Genomic DNA, 17,086 nt, shown 5'->3' with positions numbered 1-17,086 from the left:
CCGAAAGTGGGAACCGGTCTCGGGATAAAGACATGCGTTAAATGAAAAACCTAAAGCGCATGGAGCGAACCCAAAAAATCGCGACGCGCTTTAGGGTCGGCGCTGCAGGTCAGCGGCTGATTGTGAGCTTCTCGATATTGCGGCTGATTTCGCCAAAGGCATAGGACAACTCGGCGCCGTTGGCAGCCTCGTAATAATGTTTGAGCGACGAGGTGTCGTCCGTCGCGCAGTCCTTCAACACCGACTTGGCCTGATCGCGTTCGGTTCCGGTCATCGCCGGGTCGTTGAGATCGAAGCCGATGGTGAAGATCTCGATGCCGTCGCGCTTCATGTTATCGCAGATGTTTTCGGCATTGGCGCGCGACTTCTGACCTTGATCCTGCGACCTCGACGCCCCGCGTCCGCCGGCGAAGGCCGTGTTGAACTGGCCGTCCGTCATCAGAATGGCGATCTTGGCCACCCTGTTCCGATCGAAGTTGGCGGGGCCGGCGCCCAGGCGGGCGCCCGAGATTGCCGTACGCCAGGATGGCGAGAGCATGTAATAGCCCCATTGCACGGCAATGCCGCCTGCGGTCACGCCCCCGGCCTGGAAATGATCGATCGCCGTCAGCAGCTTGTCCTCATCGGCAGTCAGCGGAATCAGGGTAGCCGTCGGGCATACTTTCACACGGTAGTCGCGGTTGACTTTGGCCAGATAGATCTTGCCCTGATTGTCGCGCCGTTGCGTGTAGGGCCCGTCCGACGAATAGTCGGCATAGCCGTCCTTGTCTTTGCGCTCGGTTGCGCAATTGTCGGACACCGTGGCGGAAATCGACACCGCGGCATCGATCGGCGGCGGCACTTTCGGCCCCAGCTCTGTCTCGACGAAGACGGTATCGGAAAGGCCGCCGGTATTGACGGCTTCGGCATAGGGGATGACCGACACCCGAATCCGGGGATCGTTGGGGTCCCGATTCTGATCCAGGAGATCCTTGACCGTCTGTGACGCGGCGGTCCTCAGGTCGCCGATCTTGTTGGTCTTGGCGCGCCGGTCGGGAGCCATCGAACCGGTGACATCGAGCATCATCGCCACCTCCACCGTCTTGTCCGAGTAGAGCGCGGTCGTCGAAGCGGTCACGCGGCGCATGCTGTCGGTGCTGAACAGCGGAAAGAAGAGGCCTACATCGGCATGCGCGTCCGCCTGCACGGTGTTGGCTGTCCTGTTGACCGTAAGCTTGTCCAGCACCACCTGGTCGGCCTGCAGGATGCCGGCGGTGCTGTTGGCGTCGAGGAATGCCTGCACCGTTTTGTTGGCGTCGGCTTCCGTGATGACGCCGAGGGTGAGATCGCGGGCCGTCGAGGTCACCGCGGCGTCGACGACGCCCTGCAGGCTCGACCTCGCATTGTAGAGTTGCGAGATGTTGACCGCGAATCCCACCCCCAGCGCGAGGACAGATACGGCAGCTCCGAACAGAACCGCGAAATTGCCTTCGCGATTCCGGGTAAAGCCGTCCACCCCACGAACGACACCTCTGAACTGCCGCATCCCTTCCGCCTCCACTGTCTGCGGCTTCGTGCCGCTCGGCAAAGGCGTTGCAGGATTTCGGCCGAACCCGGAGAGTCCGCCGCCAAAAGACGCTTAACAGGCAGTTAACACGTTGTTTTCACTGACTTTCGGCGGATTTGTGGGTAAACCGGAAGTAAACGAAAAATGCGCCGTCGAAGCGACCTTAATGAAGCGCTTACCATGATCTCGAGGGCTGTCGCAGCCGTTCTCTCTTCGGCACAATCGCACTGTGCCGAAGCGGGTCAGCGGCAGCCATGAGCCGCGATGAAACAGCAGGGCGCTGGGTCTTTGGGCACTCGAAGCGCAGGAGGCCATCCTTCGCAGGCCGACCTAATATAACCCGACCTCAAGCCAGCATCTGCGCGCTGACCGTCCGGTCGACGCCGTGGTGCGGCGGATTGAAGCGGTTGCCTTCCTGCTCATAGGTCCAAACCTTGAACAGGGCGAGCCGATGCGGACCGAAACTGTGCAGCAGCGGCACGTCGGTGGCGTCGCGGCCGCGCGCGATGACGACCCGGCCGATGCGCGGCCGGTTGTGGCGCGGATCGAACGTGTACCATTTGCCGTCGAGGAAGACTTCCATCCAGGCCGAGAAATCCATCGGCGCCGGATCGACCGGCACTCCGATATCGCCGAGATAGCCGTTCACGTAGCGAGCCGGAATGTTCATGCATCGGCAAAGCGTGATCGCCAGATGCGCGAAATCACGGCAGACACCAACCCGCTCCTCATGCGCCTGGGCCGCCGTGCGGGTGGCGCGTGCATAGCCATAGCCGAAGGAGAGCCGGCTGTTGACATAGTCGACGATTGCCTGGACGCGCGCCCAGCCGGGCGGCAACTGGCCGAAACGCCGCCAGGCGACGTCGCTGAGATGATCGGTCTCGCAATAGCGGCTGCCGAGCAGATAGACCAGCACGTCGTCGGGCAGTTCCGCGACCGGCGTTTCCCGCGCCAGCGTGTTGACCTCGTCGGTCTCGCCGCTGTCCTCGATCGCCGCGTCGTAGAGGATGCGGAAGCCTCCGGCCGGCGCAGTGAAGCGACGGCAGATATTGCCATAGCGGTCATGGTAGGTCCGGGTCGGCACCGACGGCGAGGTCAGGACCCGCGTCTGCCGCTTGATGTCGGCTTGCCGGTCGGGATGGATGTCGAGAAGCGAGATGATCGGCGTTGCCGCCGCGCATTCGATGGCGATTTCGTAGCCGAGCCGGATCAGCATCGCATCCCCCCTTGGTGGTTGTGGCCCTTGGTGATTTTGGAAGACAGCCCTTTCAACGCAACGAACCGAAGGTTGTTCCCGCGCGGAATCGAAATGCGCGCATCTCGCCTTCTCAGCCAGCGATGGCCGGTCTAGACTGGGTAGCACGTTTCGCCCTCCCCGAAAACGATTCTCCAGGAAAACCCGATGTTCGCAGGCTCAAAGTTCGCTGCCTTCCTGTTCGACATGGATGGCACGGTGCTCAACTCGATCGCGGCGGCGGAACGGGTGTGGACGAAATGGGCCGAGCGTCACGGGCTCGACGTGGCAAGCTTCCTGCCGACGATCCATGGTAAGCGGGCGATCGAGACGATCGCCGGACTGAGGCTCGCTGGCGTCGATGCGGTTGCGGAGGCCGATGCGCTGCTCAAGGCCGAGGCGGACGACCTCGAAGGCATCGTCCCGATCCCCGGCGCCGTCGCGTTCCTGGAATCGCTGCCGCCGGAGCGCTGGGCCATCGTCACCTCGGCGCCGCGCGAGCTGGCGCTGCTGCGCATCCAGGCGGCCGGCATCCCGGTGCCCGCCATGATGGTGACGGCGGAAGACGTCACCCATGGCAAGCCGGCGCCTGACTGCTTTCTCCTGGCCGCAAGCCGTCTCGGCGTCGAGGCGCGCGACTGCCTGGTCTTCGAGGATGCGCCGGCAGGCATCGCGGCGGGCGAGGCTTCCGGCGCCTCGGTGATGGTGATCAGCGCCACGCACGTCCACCCGCTCGTCACACCGCACCCGACGATCCGTTCCTATGACGAAATCGGCATTGCGACGGACGAAAGTGATTTCATCGTTTTGTCGCCAACCCAGGCAGCGGCCTGAGGATGTGTTGAGATTCAGGTCAGGCCGAGCCGAAAGTGGTGGGTTCCGAGAACCGGAGCGGAGCGTACTTAAAGTACGTGAGCACCGGAAGCGCAGGAAGCCGCCATTTGCAGGCCGGCCTCACCTGAATATCAGCACATCCGGCTAGAAGTCGCTGGTGAGGCCTTTCACCTCCCAGTCGCCATAGCGGCCAGGTTCCTTGCCGCCGCGGCCGCCGATTTCCTTCGGCAATTTTGCCTCGGCCTCGCGATATTCCCTGCGCCTGGCCTCGGCCTCCGCCAGCGCACGACTCGCGGCCGGCGTCAGCATCTTTCGCGGCCCGTCGCCTTCGCCCGCGGTTTCGGTCTTGTTGGTCAGTTCGGTCATGCGATATTCCCTGCCGATTGAAACGGGGGCCGGCCTTTCCCATCATATAGCCATGACCACAAAAGGATCGACCCCAATTCTCCATCGCCCCGAACGGATGAAACGATGAACACGCTTCGCACCGCAATGCTGCTTGCCGCGATGACGGCGCTGTTCATGGGCGTCGGCTATCTGATCGGCGGCTCGGGCGGCATGGTCATTGCGCTTCTGATCGCCGCCGGCACCAATTTGTTCAGCTACTGGAACGCCGACAAGATGGTGCTGTCGATGAACCGCGCCGTCGAGGTCGACGAGAAGAACGCGCCCGAATATTACGCGATCGTCCAGGCGCTGGCCAAGCAGGCCGGCCTGCCAATGCCGAAGACCTATCTCATCGACAACCCGCAGCCCAACGCCTTCGCCACCGGCCGCAATCCCGAAAATGCCGCGGTGGCCGCGTCCACCGGCCTGCTCCAGCGCCTCTCCCACGAGGAGGTCGCGGCGGTGATGGCGCATGAGCTTGCCCATGTCCAGCATCGCGACACGCTGACCATGACGATCGTGGCGACGCTCGCCGGCGCCATCTCGATGCTCGGCAATTTCGCCTTCTTCCTCGGCGGCAGCCGCGAGAACAACAATTCCTTCGGCTTCGTCGGCGTGCTTGTGGCGATGATCGTTGCGCCCTTCGCCGCCATGATCGTGCAGATGGCGGTGAGCCGCACCCGCGAATACGAGGCCGACCGGCGCGGCGCCGAGATCTGCGGCAATCCGCTGTGGCTGGCTTCGGCGCTCAACAAGATCGCGCGCGGCGCGGAACAAATCCCCAATGAGGATGCCGAGCGCAACCCGGCGATGGCGCATCTTTTCATCATCAACCCTCTGCATGGCGAGCGCATGGACAATCTGTTCTCGACCCACCCGAGCACCGAGAACCGCATCGCCGCGCTGCAGGAGATGGCAAGCGAGATGGGTCGTGCGTCGTCGGCCAATCGGCGCGAGGCTTCCGCGCGGCCCATCCAGCCCGAGGAGGAGTCGGCCGGTCCGTGGGGCAAGCGGACGGAACCCGCGCCGCCTGCCGAACCACCGCAGCCGAAACCCAATCCCTGGGGCCGCAACCCGACCGCACCGCGCCGGTCGAAAGGTCCCTGGTCGTGACGCCGCCGAGGCGCGGACAGCCAGGTAATGCGCAACACAAGGCCGGTGACGAGATAGCCGGCCTTGCCGCGCGCAAGACGGCGGCGCGGCTGCTGGCCGCCGTCATCGACGCCCGCACGCCGCTCGATGGATTGACCGACAACGAGCACGGCCACCCGCAATACAAGGCGCTGGACGGCCGCGACCGCGCGCTGGTGCGCGCCATCCTGGTGACCGCGCTGCGCCATCGCATGACCATTGCCGGGCTGCTGTCGAGGCGGTTGGAAAAGCCGCTGCCGCCCAATGCCACGGCACTCTCGCACATCCTGCATGTGGCCGCCGCGCAGATCCTGTTCCTCGATGTTCCGGACAGCGCCGCCGTCGACCTTGCCGTCACCCACGCCAAATCCGATCCTCGTACCACCCGCTTTTCCGGCCTCGTCAACGGCGTGCTGCGTTCGCTGGCCCGCGCCAAGGACGCCGAGCTTGCCCGGGCGCCTGCCGCGACCAGCGAGGCGCCGCAATGGTTCGCCGAGCGGCTGACCGCCGCTTACGGCGCCGACAAGGCGCGCGCCATTCTTGCCGCGCATCGCCACGAGGCGCCCGTCGATTTCAGCGTCAAGGCCGATCCTGCGCTCTGGGCCGAGCGCCTGGGCGGCATCGTTCTGCCGACCGGCACAGTGCGTGTCGAAAAGCTGGCGGCCAATGTCATCGACCTGCCCGGCTTTGCCGACGGCGCATGGTGGGTGCAGGACACGGCCGCCAGCCTGCCGGCGCGCCTGTTCGGCGACATAAGTGGCCAGCGCGTCGCCGACCTCTGCGCCGCGCCCGGCGGCAAGACGGCGCAGCTCATCTTGGCCGGCGCCGACGTCACCGCGGTCGACACCTCGAAGAACCGGCTGGCGCGGCTCAAGCAGAATCTCGACCGCCTCGGCCTGACGGCCGATCTGGTCCAGACCGACCTCATGGATTACCAGCCGGCGGACCTGTTCGACGCCGTGCTGCTCGACGCGCCCTGCTCCTCGACCGGAACCGTGCGTCGCCATCCCGATGTGCCCTGGACCAAGACCATGCCGGACGTCGAAAAGCTCGCCGATCTCCAGCGTCGCCTGCTTGCCCATGCCGTCGGTCTCGTCAGGCCCGGCGGCCGCGTCGTTTTTTCCAATTGCTCGCTCGACCCGATCGAAGGCGAGGAGCTTTACCGCGCCTTTCTTGCCGAAACCCCCGGGGTGATCGACGACCCGATCCGCCCAGGCGAGTTCGCCGAGCTCGACCCATTCCTCACGCCTGCGGGCGCGCTGCGGACGACGCCCGCCGACCTGACGCTTGAATCGCCGGGGATTTCCGGTCTGGACGGCTTCTTCGCCGCGCGGATGAGACGGGTTGCATAGGATCTTCCTGGTGGGAGGTTTGCTGTGCCCCTGTCAACCGATCGCACGCTTTCGCGATTAGCCGAAGCTTTCGAACCTCGTCATCCACGGGCGGAGCAAGGAGCGAAGCGACGCGCGCAGACCATAGAATCCATTCCGTTACGCCGAAGCGACGCCCAACGATGCAGAATTCTACGCCGCGGCGCTCTTCAGTGAAAGTCACGGAATGGATCCTCGGGTCTGCGCTCCGCTTCGCGTCGCTCCGCCCGTGGATGACGACGTCACGGAGGCATAGGCAAATCGCGAAGAGCTCAGCATAGAAAGGAGACGTGAGATCCTGGCCGCGCCGACCCAAATCCCAGTCCGCCTTGAGGTATCGTCAAGACTCCGTCCGCTCCCCCCAGCAGGTGTCGATTTCATCATCGACACAATTCGGTATGCCTCGGAAAGCCATGACTTTTTTAGGGACGACCCCGCCGTCGCGGCGTGAAGCGGTTCACTTCGGCGAAATCCGCCTTCGCATAAGTTCTTGAATCGCATAAGCTTGCGCTTGGGTAATGGGGACATCTGGAGGGCTATTGGCACTTGTTGCCGGCAACACGACGCGTCTATGGACGCTCGTCGCGAAGGAGTTCTGGCGCAAGACGCGCCGGCGTTTGCGCGCCGGTCCGGTCTATCGCTGGCGCTATTCCGGCCGCACGCCCGAACGCGTCCTGATCGCCCCGCCGGATTTGCGACTCGCCGATCCGCAGATCGCGCTGGAGATTTATTACGGCCGCTACCCGCTGTCCGGCCATCTGGTCGAGACCGGCGGCACCTCGCCCTTTCAGCTCGACGTGCCCAATCGCGGCTGGCAGAAATCGCTGCATGGCTTCCGCTGGCTGCGCCACATGCGCGCCGCCGGCACCGAGCTCGCCGCCGCCAACGCGAGAGCCCTGGTGACCGACTGGATCGCCATGCACGGCAACCAGATTTCGGGCATCGCCTGGGAGCCTGGAACGACGGCCAAGCGCGTGATCGCCTGGCTGCAGCATTCCTCGGTGGTGCTGCAAGGCGCCGAATTCCCGTTCTATCGCGCCTTCCTCAAATCGCTTGCCGTGCAGATTCGCTACCTGCGCTCGGTGGCGCGTGAGATGCCGGACGGCGAGGCCAGGCTGCGCGCCCGCATCGCGCTCGCCTTTGCCGCGCTGTCGCTGCCGGCGCCGGCTTCGGCGCTGCGTTCCGCGACGCGCAACCTGGCCGAGGAGCTGGAGCATCAGATCCTGCCCGATGGCGGCCACATCTCGCGCAAACCGATGGCGGTGCTGGAACTGCTGGCCGATCTCCTGCCGCTGCGCCAGACCTATGCCAACCAGGCCGAGGCGCCGCCGGCGGCCCTGATCGGCGCCATCGACCGCATGTTGCCGGCGCTGCGCTTCTTCCGCCATCAGGACGGCAGCCTTGCCCGCTTCAACGGCATGGGCGCCACCATCCATGACCGCATCGCCACCATCTTGCGCCATGACGACACGGTGGGCGCGCCGCTGCTGCACGCGCCGCATTCCGGCTATGAGCGCCTTTCGATGAGCGGCGTGACGGTGATCGCCGACACCGGCCTGCCGCCGCCGATCGACGTCTCCAACGCCGCGCATGCCGGCTGTCTCGCCTTCGAGCTCTCCTCCGGGCGCCAGCACTTCATCGTCAATGCCGGCATCGATACGTATGGCGCCCCGGAATTCCGGCCTCTGGCGCGCGCCACCGCCGCGCATTCGACCGCGACGATCAACGACACCTCGTCGGCGCGCTTCAGCCACTCGCTGCGCGTCAGCGACCTTTTGGGTTCGCCGCTGATCGGCGGCCCGCAGCATGTGCCCTGCAAGCGCCTCGACCAGAAGGGCATGCAGGGCTTCGTCGCCCGCCATGACGGCTATGTCCAGCAATTCGGCTTCCTGCATGAGCGCGAGCTGAAGCTCGGCACGAACGGCAACGTGCTTGCCGGGCGCGACCGTTTTCTGCGCCCGGGCAATGCCGCGATCCGCAACAACGGCCGCGACTTCGTCACGGTGCGCTTTCATGTTCACCCCGACATCAGCCTGCTGCAGGACGATCACGACCGGCTGACGCTTGCCGCCGCGCAGGGCGACAGTTGGGTCTTCACCTGCGCGGAAGTGGTGCCGGAGGTCGAGGAATCGATCTATTTCGCCGGCCTGAGCGGTCCGCGCCGCAGCCGGCAGATCGTGCTCGCCTTCAAGGCCTCGGAGATTGCCGAAGTGCACTGGCAGCTGACCCGCACCGTTATCGCCGGCTATCCCGAAAACAACTGAACCTGCCCGGCAAACGGCTGCGCGCCTGATCCCGGATTCACTTGATTTCCGGGGCTCATATGCTAGGGCCGGCCAACGTCCCTTCCAACAGCTCTGAAAGGCCGCCCGCCATGGCCGTGCCCACAAAAAACATTCCGGCGCCGGATCTCGTTCCGGTGCGCCGCGCCCTGCTTTCCGTCTTCGATAAGACCGGGCTGGTCGACTTTGCCAAGGCGCTCGCCGCCGCTGGCGTCGAACTGGTTTCGACGGGCGGCACGGCAAAGACCATCGCCGAGGCCGGCCTTGCGGTGCGCGATGTTTCCGAGCTCACCGGCTTTCCCGAGATTATGGACGGCCGGGTGAAGACCTTGCATCCTTCCGTGCATGGCGCGCTGCTCGGCATCCGCGACGATGCCGAGCATGCCAAGGCCATGCGCGATCATCACATCGAGCCGATCGACCTCGTCGTCTCGAACCTCTACCCGTTCGAGGAGGTGCGCCGCTCCGGCGCCGGCTATGCCTCGATCGTCGAGAACATCGACATCGGCGGGCCGGCGATGATCCGCGCCTCGGCCAAGAACCACGCCTATGTCGCCATCGTCACCGACCCGGCCGATTATGCTTCAGTAGTCAACGCATTGGAGATGAATCTCGGCTCGCTGTCGCTCGACTTCCGCAAGAAGCTGGCGGCCAAGGCCTTTGCCCGCACCGCCACTTATGACGCAGCAATTTCCGGCTGGTTCGCCGAAGAGCTCCAGATCGAGCACCCGACATGGCGCGCTTTCGGCGGCCGGCTCGAGCAGGTGATGCGCTATGGCGAGAACCCGCATCAGAATGCGGGCTTCTATCTCTCGGGCGACAAGCGGCCCGGTGTCGCCACCGCCAGGCAATTGCAGGGCAAGCAGCTCTCCTACAACAACATCAACGACACCGACGCCGCCTTCGAGCTCGTCGGCGAGTTCGATCCGGCCCGCTCGGCGGCGATCGCCATCATCAAGCACGCCAACCCCTGTGGCGTCGCCGAAGACTCCTCGCTGAAGGCGGCCTATGCCAAGGCGCTGGCCTGCGACCCGGTCTCGGCTTTCGGCGGCATCGTCGCCATGAATCGCGTCCTCGACGTCGAGGCGGCGGAAGAGATCGTGAAGACCTTCACCGAGGTCATCATCGCGCCGGGCGCGACCGATGAAGCCGCCGCGATCGTCGCGGCGAAGAAGAATTTGCGCCTGCTGGTCACCGGCGGCCTGCCCAACCCGCGCGCCGTCGGCACGACGGTGAAGTCGGTCGCCGGCGGATTGCTTGTGCAAAGCCGCGACAATGCCGTGGTCGACGACCTCGAATTGAAAGTGGTGACGAAGCGCGCGCCGACGCCGGCGGAACTGGCCGACCTCAAATTCGCCTTCCGCGTTGCCAAGCATGTGAAGTCCAACGCCATCGTCTATGCCAGGGACGGGGCGACGGTCGGCATCGGCGCCGGCCAGATGAGCCGCGTCGATTCCTCGCGCATCGCCGCCCGCAAGGCGCTGGACGCGGCGGCAGCCGCCGGTCTCGCCGAACCGCTGACCAAGGGTTCGGTCGTCGCCTCGGACGCCTTCTTCCCCTTCGCCGACGGGCTCTTGTCGGCGATCGAGGCCGGCGCCACGGCGGTGATCCAGCCCGGCGGCTCGATGCGCGACGACGACGTCATCGCCGCCGCCGACGAGCACGGCATCGCCATGGTGTTCACCGGAGTCAGGCATTTCAGGCATTGATGCTCGGCGCGGAGATGCTTCAAGAATTCGCTCCGCTGAGTCGATTGGTGCGGTTTTCGAGAACTGGAGCGGAGCGGACTTTCGGGTCCGTGAGCACCGGAAGCGCAGAAAACCGCGGCAAGCGGCCAGCGGAGTAGAATTATCGAAGCGTCTCCCTCGGCTTGTCCGCCGGATAGGGCGTCCCCACCAGTATCGCCATACCGATGCCTAGGAACAGGATGATCGCCGCCATGCCGAGCCGCGGCGAATCGCTCATCGTCGTGATGGTCGCCACCATGAACGGCGCCAGGAAGCTGGTCGCTCGGCCGGCCAGCGCATAGATGCCGAAATAGCGGCCGGATTCGGCAGCGGTCACGCTGCGCGCCATGTAGGATCGCGACGAGGCCTGCACCGGTCCGAAGGCGAGGCCGATCAGCAGGCCGTAGAGGATGTAGGCCTTTTCGGCCGCGGTGCCGAACAGGCCGCCGGAGTCGGCGGTCGACAGCGGGATCAGGCCGAGCAGCGTGAAGCCCGGGCCGGTCGAGACAACGCCGATCGTGGCGACCGACAGCATCACCAGCGCGATCATCACCACGTGCTTCGAGCCGAAAGCCGTGTCGAGCCGCGCCGCGATCCAGCAGCCGAAGATGGCGACGATGTTGAGGATGATGCCGAACAGACCGATCTCGGTGATCGACCAATGGAACATGCCGGCCGCGAAGGTGCCGCCGAGCGCCAGCAGCGCATTGACGCCGTCCTGATAGATCATCCGCGCCAGCAGGAAGCGCAGGATGCCGCTGCGCTGGCGCACCTCGGCGAGCGTAGACTTCAGTTCGGACAACCCCTCGCGCACCGCCGGTCCGATCGGGATGCCCTTGGTGGCGTCGGGCGTGAAGAAGAACATCGGCAGGATGAACAGGAAATACCAGCCGGCCGACATCGGTCCGGTGAAGCGCGCATCCTCGCCGAGCTTCGGGTTCAGCCCGAACAGCGGATCGAGGCCGATGAGGGTCTTGCCGGTTTCGAGATTGCCGGCCAGGAACAGCACGACGAAGATCAGCGCCACCATGCCGCCGAGATAGCCGAGTCCCCAGGCGACGTTGGAAATGCGGCCGATCTCCTCCTTCGGCACCAGCCGCGGCATCATGGAATCGTTGAACACGGTGGAGAATTCGGCCGCCACCGAGGCCAGCGAAAACAACAGCACGACCAGGAACAGGTTCGAGCCGGGTGCGGCGAACCACAGCAAGGTGAGGCTGACGATCTTGATCGTTGCGAAGAAAGCGATCCAGGGCTTGCGCGGCCCGGTCTGGTCGGCGATCGAGCCGAGCACCGGCGACAATACCGCGATGACCAGGCCCGCCGCGGCGATGCCGTAACCCCAGGCGGCCTGCCCGGCGGTCGGGTCGCTCGCCATGCGCGAGACGAAATAGGGTCCGAAGATGAAGGTGGTGACGACGGTGAAGAAAGGCTGCGCCGCCCAGTCGAAGAACATCCAGCCCCAGATGCCACGCCCCGATGCCCGCTGCACTGTCTCTACTGCCGCCATGCTGATTCCCTCGGGCCGCTCGTGCCGGGCGCCATGTCTGCATGTTTTCCGGCGGTGGCGCAACAAGCGCCAATTCCTCGCCCCGCGAAGTGGGGAGAGGTGACTCGGCGAAGTCGAGACGGAGAGGGGAATGCGGCGACTGGAGCTTGGAGGATCGTTGGAGGGAGGGGGTTCACCTGATGAAGACCCCTCTCCGCCTCGCTACGCTCGGCACCTCTCCCCACTTCGTGGGGCGAGGAACTTCACATCCCCGTCAGGTCGGTCATCAGCCCGGACGCCACCGACAGCCGCGACACGGTGATGTCGCCGCCTTCGGTCAGCGCCTGCAGCCGCTCGCGGATACGGGCAACGCGCTCGCCGCCGGCTTCCAGCCACGCCGCGACCGGATCCGCCGCCGCGCCATGCGCCGTCAGAGCCGCCACCGCGATGCCGCGACGTGCGACGCCGATCGTGTCGGTCGCGCGTGACAGCGCCAGCTGGTCGTAATAGTCGGGCGGCATGATCGAGCGCGCCGCTTCCTCGACGCGCGGGATGCGGAAGGCGTCGCTGACGGCGAAGAAGGCCTTGGCCGCGCTGACGATATCGGCATTGGCGGTGCGCGCGGTGAGCGCGACGTCGGGGATCAGCTCGGCCACCTCGGCCAAGGCGAGCTGCCCGGCGAGCTTCTCCGGCGCGCCACCCTTGAACAGGCCGTGCCGCCGCTCCTCGATGCGCTCGCGCGAGAAGGCTGGCAGCAGCGAGACGAGCTTCGGCTCGAGCGCCTTGCGGGCCTCCTGCAGCTCGTCGATCCGCTGGCCGAGCGGCGCGGAGCCGGCTTCGTTCTTCAGGTACCAGCCGCTGGTCACAAAGATGAGCCGGCTGACGGACTGGTAGAGATCGAGCTGGGTTTGCCCGTCGATCTGGTTGTCGAGCGCGTCGATCTCGCGATAGAGCGCGGGCAGCGCAAAGCCGTCGCGGACCACGGCGAAGGTGCGCACGACATCGGCCGCCGGCCGGCCGGTGGCTTCCTGCAGTCGGTTGACGAAGGATGGCCCACCGCGATTGACGAGATCGTTGGCGACGACGCGCGCGATGATCTCGCGCCGCAGCCGGTGGTCGCGGATCTCGCCGGCGAATTTCTTCGCCATCCGCTCCGGGAAATAGCCCATCAGGTCGCGGTCGAAATGCGGATCGTCCGGCACATCGCTGGCGACGATGTCGGAGAACAGCACGATCTTGGCATAGGCGAGCAGCACGCCGAGCTCGGCCCGGGTCAGCGGCTCGCCGCGCGCCTCGCGTTCGGCAAGCGCCGCCGGCGAAGGCAGCGTCTCGACGGCGCGGTCGAGCAGGCCGCGCGCCTCCAGCGCCGTCATGAAGCGGGCCTGGTGCGCGATGTCGGCCATGCCCCGCTTGCGCGCGAGCGACAGCGCCAGCGTCTGCTGGTAGTTGTTGGAGAGCACCAGCGCGCTGACCTCGTCGGTCATCTCGGCGAGCAGCTTGTTGCGCGCTGGCCGCGTCAGCGAGCCTTTGCGCATGGCGGAAGCCAGCGCGATCTTGATGTTGACCTCAACGTCGGAGCAGTTGACGCCGCCCGAATTGTCGATGGCGTCCGAGTTGCAGCGGCCGCCATTCAGGCCGAACTCGATGCGCGCCCGCTGCGTGACGCCGAGATTGGCGCCCTCGCCGATGATCTTCGCCCGGACATCGAGCGCGGTGACGCGGATGGCGTCGTTGGCGCGGTCGCCGACATCCTGATTGCTTTCGCCCGAAGCCCGCACATAGGTGCCGATGCCGCCGAACCACAAAAGGTCAACCGGCGCCTTCAGGATGGCGCTCATGATCTCGACGGGCGTCGCCGTGGTCTTGGCGAGGCCGATGGCGGCGGCGGCCGCCTGCGGCAGCGTGATCGATTTCTGGTTGCGCGAGACGATGACGCCGCCTTCCGACAGCTTCGACTTGTCGTAATCCTGCCAGGACGAGCGCGGCAGGGCGAACATGCGATGGCGCTCGGCCAGGGAGGCCGCCATGTCCGGATCGGGATCGATGAAGATGTCGCGATGATCGAAGGCGGCGATCAGCCTGGTGGCGGGCGACAACAGCATGCCGTTGCCGAACACGTCGCCCGACATGTCGCCGACGCCGACCACGCTGAAGGGCTCAGCCTGGATGTCGCGGTTCATCTCGCGGAAATGCCGCTTCACCGCTTCCCAGGCGCCCTTGGCGGTGATGCCCATCTTCTTGTGGTCGTAGCCTGCCGAGCCGCCGCTGGCGAAGGCATCGTCCAGCCAGAAGTGATGCTTCTCCGAAATGGCGTTGGCGGTGTCGGAGAAGGTTGCCGTGCCCTTGTCGGCGGCGACGACGAAATAGGGATCGTCAGGATCGCGCCGCACCACGCCGGCCGGCGGGATAACCCCGTCGACGCCGATATTGTCGGTGATCGACAACAGGCTGGAGACGAAGTTCTTGTAGGCCGAGGTGCCGGCCTCGAAGATGGCGTCGCGCCCGGCGCTTATCGGCAGCTTCTTCGGATAGAAGCCGCCCTTGGCGCCGACCGGCACGATGACCGCGTTCTTGACCTGCTGCGCCTTCACCAGACCCAGCACCTCGGTGCGGTAGTCCTGGGCGCGGTCCGACCAGCGCAGGCCGCCTCGCGCCACCGGGCCGAAGCGCAGATGCACGCCCTCGACCTCTGAGCCGTAGACGAAGATCTCGCGCCATGGCCGCGGCGCCGGCAGTCCCTCGACCGCCTGCGAGTCGAGCTTGATCGCCAGCGACTGCCCCTTCGCTTTCGTATCGGCGACGAAATGATTGGTTCGCAGCGAGGCTTCGATGAGGTTGAGGTAGCGGCGGATGATGGTGTCGTCATCGATATTGGGCACCTCTTCCAGCGCGTCCTTGATCTTGGCCTTGAGGTGCTTGGCCGCCACCGCGCCGTCGCCTTCCGCCGCCGGCCCAAGCCGGGCGACGAACAGCGAATGCAGGCCGCGCGCGATCTCCGGATAGCGGTTGAGCGCGGCGGCGATGAAATCCTGGCTCTGCGGAATGCCGACCTGCTGCAGGTAGCGGCCATAGGCGCGCAGGATGGTGATCTCGCCCGACCACAGGCCGGCGGTCTGCGCCAGGCCGTTGTAGCCGTCATTGTCGACGTCGCCACGCCAGACCGAGAGGAAGGCATCCTCGAACAGCGCCCCGCCATCGGCAAGGTTGATTGGGTTGCCGTAGCTGTTCTCCAGTTCCATGTCGTGGATGAATACCGTTGCAGCCGGGTCGCCGGCGACCTCGAAGGTGCGCTCGCTGATGACGCGGAAGCCGATATTCTCCAGCACCGGCACGCGCCGCGACAGCGCCACCGGGCTGCCATGGTGGTAGATCTTCAGCGCCGCCTGGTTCGGCTTCTGGTCGGCATGGCGGTAATAGTCGATGGCGATCGGATTGTCGGCGCTGATTTTGGCGATGCGCCCGGCATCGGTCAGCGCTACGGCAGCCGAGAAGCTATCGCGATAGCTTTCGGGGAACCGCGCCGCGATCGCCTTCAGCGCCGGATCGCTGCCGGCCGCTTCCGCGGCCTCAGAGAGCGCGTCTTGCCAGGTCCGCACGATGTCGCGGATCGCCGCCTCGATCGTCGACGGCTCGATCTTCGGCGTCTTGCCGCCGGAGCGGCCGATGATGAAATGCACGCGCGCCAGCCCGCCTTCAGGAAAGGCCGGGTAGTAGGCCGACAGCCGGCCCTCGAAGACGGTCTTGAGATATGCGCCGATCTTCTCGCGCACGACGCTGTCATAGCGGTCGCGCGGCACGAAAACGAGGATCGAAACGAAACGATCGAACTGGTCGGCGCGCACCAGGGCTCTGATCCGCGGCCGCTCGACCAGGCCGAGAATGGCATTGGCATGCTTTCTCAGGACCGGCACCGGAACCTGGAAGAACTCGTCGCGCGGATAGCTCTCCAGCACGTTGATCAGCGCCTTGCCGGAATGGTCGTTGGGATTGAACCCCGACTTGGCGATGATCGTTTCGGCCTTTGAGCGCAGATAGGGGATCTTCATCACCGAGCGCGTGTAGGCGGTCGAGGTGAAAAGGCCGACGATGCGCAATTCGCCAGCGAGCGCGCCTTTCGCCGTGTAGGTCTTGACCCCGACATAGTCGAGATAGATGCGGCGGTGCACCAGCGACTTGGCGTTCGCCTTGGTGACGATCAGCGGCTCCGGCCCGTGCAGGAAGGCGCGGATCTCCGGCGTCGTCGTCACCGCCTCGGTGCCGCGCCGCAACACCAGCACGTCGGGATCCGACAGAATGCCGAGGCCGGGCTTGTCGGCGCGCTCCAGCGTGCCGCTCTCCTCGCCGCCGACATATTTGAACTCGCGCATGCCGAGGAAGGTGAAATTGTCGTCGCGCAGCCATTCGAGGAAGGCGATCGCCTCGGCGACACTCTTCTTGTCGAGCGGCACCGCGGAATAGCGGAACTCGGAAATCGCCTGGTCGAGGCGGGCGAGCATCCGCTTCCAGTCGACGACCGCGGCCCGGACCTGGGAGAGCATCTTGCGCAGCCGCTCGGTAAGGCTCTTCGCCTCCTCCGCGGTCAGCCTTGGAATGTGTACGTGGACGACGCTCAGCCGCTCGTGCTCGTCATCCTCCTTGCCGCCGTCGCCCAGAACCTCGACGACGCCGGCCTTGCCGTGACGGACGGTGACGATCGGATGGGTGACCAGCGTCGGCTGGCCGCTGCTCTCGGTGATCTCGCCAAGGATGGAATCGAACAGGAACGGCATGTTGTCGTTGACGACGGTGATGACCGTGACCGGCCGGCCGTCGCAGGCAACGCCCGAATCGGCATCGACGGCGACAACGCTTTCGCCCTTCCTGTGGCTGGCCACCGCTCGGGCTGCGAGCTCGCCTGCGCGTTCCAGGTCGGCGGCGTCATAGGCCGCGATATCCTCGGCGGGCGCCCGGGCAAGCAGATAATCGGCAAGCCTTGCGGGCTTCTCCTCCGCTTTCGCGGCGGCTGCCGCTTTCTTCTTCGGCTTGGATTTCACGCTGGCCATGACGCTTATTCCCTCCCGTCTTATGCTTTTGTGGCTATCGTAGC

Annotated in this window: 10 protein-coding genes; 5 read left to right on the top strand and 5 right to left on the bottom strand. The window is 65.6% G+C overall.

Annotated features, from left to right (window positions below; genetic code table 11):
• Window positions 1-109: 109 nt before the first annotated feature.
• Both E5X34_RS19215 and E5X34_RS19210 read right to left on the bottom strand, forming a co-directional pair.
• A complete protein-coding gene (locus E5X34_RS19215) occupies window positions 110-1,525 on the bottom strand; it encodes a pilus assembly protein (protein ID WP_292567871.1) in 1,416 nt (471 codons plus the stop codon).
• A gap of 367 nt (window positions 1,526-1,892) precedes the next feature.
• Window positions 1,893-2,762 carry a transglutaminase family protein gene (locus E5X34_RS19210; protein ID WP_292567869.1) on the bottom strand — a complete coding sequence of 290 codons (870 nt, stop codon included), beginning with the start codon at window positions 2,760-2,762 and terminating at the stop codon, window positions 1,893-1,895.
• A gap of 186 nt (window positions 2,763-2,948) precedes the next feature.
• Between E5X34_RS19210 and E5X34_RS19205 the strand changes: the two genes are divergently transcribed.
• Window positions 2,949-3,614: an HAD-IA family hydrolase gene (locus E5X34_RS19205; RefSeq protein ID WP_292567867.1), complete on the top strand. Its 666-nt coding sequence runs from the start codon at window positions 2,949-2,951 to the stop codon at window positions 3,612-3,614.
• Window positions 3,615-3,758: 144 nt separating this feature from the next.
• Here E5X34_RS19205 and E5X34_RS19200 read toward each other — a convergent pair whose 3' ends face one another.
• On the bottom strand, window positions 3,759-3,980 hold the full coding sequence (locus E5X34_RS19200) for a DUF1674 domain-containing protein (protein WP_292567865.1): 222 nt from the start codon (window positions 3,978-3,980) through the stop codon (window positions 3,759-3,761).
• 105 nt (window positions 3,981-4,085) lie between these two features.
• On the opposite strand from E5X34_RS19200, the gene htpX reads away from it, so the two are divergent.
• From htpX to purH, 4 genes are all read left to right on the top strand, one after another.
• The gene (htpX, locus tag E5X34_RS19195) at window positions 4,086-5,114 is read left to right on the top strand and encodes a zinc metalloprotease HtpX (protein ID WP_292567863.1); all 1,029 of its coding nucleotides are present in this window, start codon (window positions 4,086-4,088) and stop codon (window positions 5,112-5,114) included.
• On the top strand, window positions 5,105-6,484 hold the full coding sequence (locus E5X34_RS19190) for an RsmB/NOP family class I SAM-dependent RNA methyltransferase (protein ID WP_292567949.1): 1,380 nt from the start codon (window positions 5,105-5,107) through the stop codon (window positions 6,482-6,484). Before htpX ends, E5X34_RS19190 begins: the two co-directional genes overlap by 10 nt.
• Window positions 6,485-7,041: 557 nt before the next feature.
• The gene (locus tag E5X34_RS19185; RefSeq protein ID WP_292567861.1) at window positions 7,042-8,766 is read left to right on the top strand and encodes a heparinase II/III family protein; all 1,725 of its coding nucleotides are present in this window, start codon (window positions 7,042-7,044) and stop codon (window positions 8,764-8,766) included.
• A gap of 110 nt (window positions 8,767-8,876) precedes the next feature.
• Entirely contained in the window at window positions 8,877-10,493 is a 1,617-nt protein-coding gene (gene purH / locus E5X34_RS19180) for a bifunctional phosphoribosylaminoimidazolecarboxamide formyltransferase/IMP cyclohydrolase (protein ID WP_292567859.1), read from the top strand.
• Window positions 10,494-10,632: 139 nt separating this feature from the next.
• Here the strand turns inward: purH and E5X34_RS19175 are convergent, their stop codons facing one another.
• Together E5X34_RS19175 and E5X34_RS19170 are read right to left on the bottom strand one after the other, a co-directional pair.
• Window positions 10,633-12,084: an MFS transporter gene (locus E5X34_RS19175; protein ID WP_292567947.1), complete on the bottom strand. Its 1,452-nt coding sequence runs from the start codon at window positions 12,082-12,084 to the stop codon at window positions 10,633-10,635.
• 179 nt (window positions 12,085-12,263) lie between these two features.
• Window positions 12,264-17,042: an NAD-glutamate dehydrogenase gene (locus E5X34_RS19170; RefSeq protein ID WP_292567857.1), complete on the bottom strand. Its 4,779-nt coding sequence runs from the start codon at window positions 17,040-17,042 to the stop codon at window positions 12,264-12,266.
• Between the last annotated feature and the right edge of the window lie 44 nt (window positions 17,043-17,086).

The sequence above is a fragment of the Mesorhizobium sp. genome (assembly GCF_004963255.1).
Classification (GTDB): Bacteria; Pseudomonadota; Alphaproteobacteria; order Rhizobiales; family Rhizobiaceae; genus Mesorhizobium.
This window is presented reverse-complemented; position numbering and strand designations above follow the sequence as displayed.

Bases quoted from the DNA above. Each gene is read 5' to 3' on its own strand.
- E5X34_RS19215 (WP_292567871.1), bottom strand. From the start codon at position 1,525: ATGCGGCAGTTCAGAGGTGTCGTTCGTGGGGTGGACGGCTTTACCCGG.
- E5X34_RS19210 (WP_292567869.1), bottom strand. From the start codon at position 2,762: ATGCTGATCCGGCTCGGCTACGAAATCGCCATCGAATGCGCGGCGGCA.
- E5X34_RS19205 (WP_292567867.1), top strand. From the start codon at position 2,949: ATGTTCGCAGGCTCAAAGTTCGCTGCCTTCCTGTTCGACATGGATGGC.
- E5X34_RS19200 (WP_292567865.1), bottom strand. From the start codon at position 3,980: ATGACCGAACTGACCAACAAGACCGAAACCGCGGGCGAAGGCGACGGG.
- htpX (WP_292567863.1), top strand. From the start codon at position 4,086: ATGAACACGCTTCGCACCGCAATGCTGCTTGCCGCGATGACGGCGCTG.
- purH (WP_292567859.1), top strand. From the start codon at position 8,877: ATGGCCGTGCCCACAAAAAACATTCCGGCGCCGGATCTCGTTCCGGTG.
- E5X34_RS19170 (WP_292567857.1), bottom strand. From the start codon at position 17,042: ATGGCCAGCGTGAAATCCAAGCCGAAGAAGAAAGCGGCAGCCGCCGCG.